Here is a 694-nt window from a genome sequence, read left to right on the forward strand (position 1 = left end):
GGGACCGGCGCCGGCGCAATCGCCACGTGAGGGCAGCGCTCAAGCGAGCGTTCAAGCCAACGCCGCCGCGCAGGCGCGCGCCAACGATACGGCGAAGGAGAGCGAAACGCGCGATGCGGCGCAAACCCAGCAGCCGACCGTCAAGCAGCTTCAGTCCGCGATCGCGGACGCGCTGTCGGACATCAAGGCCGGCGCCGGGCCGGCGGCCGAGGTGCGTCAGGTCGAGGAGGGACTCCTGATCAGCCTGACCGACGATGCGAGCTTTGGCATGTTCGCGGTCGGCTCGGCCGAGCCGCGGCCCGAACTCATCCGCGTGCTCGACAAGATCGGGCCGCTGCTGACGAAACGCCAGGGCATGATCATCGTCCGCGGCCATACCGACAATCGGCCATATCGTTCGGAGACTTACGACAATTGGCGGCTGTCGACCGCTCGTGCCCAGATGGCCTATTACATGCTGGTTCGCTCCGGCGTCGACGCGCAGCGGATCGAGCATGTCGAAGGTTACGCCGACCGGCGGCCGAAGCTTCCGAATGATCCCGCTGCCGCGCAGAACCGCCGGATCGAGATCCTGATCCGTGAGAAGCGCCCTTGATCAGGCCGCTGCTCTGCATCGCCCTGCTGCTCCTGCCGTTCACGGCGTCGAACGCGCTTGCCCAGCCCGCGCGCCAGCCGGGCGAGCCTTATGAGCTCG

The 694-nt window shown here is 67.6% G+C and carries 1 protein-coding gene; it reads left to right on the top strand.

All coding sequences use genetic code 11. The features are described from left to right. Positions 1-595 (top strand): OmpA family protein (locus MOV75_RS40725; RefSeq protein ID WP_247008493.1); only part of this gene is annotated, 595 nt, incomplete at its 5' end. Positions 596-694 lie beyond the last annotated feature (99 nt).

It is taken from the genome of Bradyrhizobium sp. PRIMUS42, from assembly GCF_023006515.1.
Taxonomy (GTDB): Bacteria; Pseudomonadota; Alphaproteobacteria; order Rhizobiales; family Xanthobacteraceae; genus Bradyrhizobium.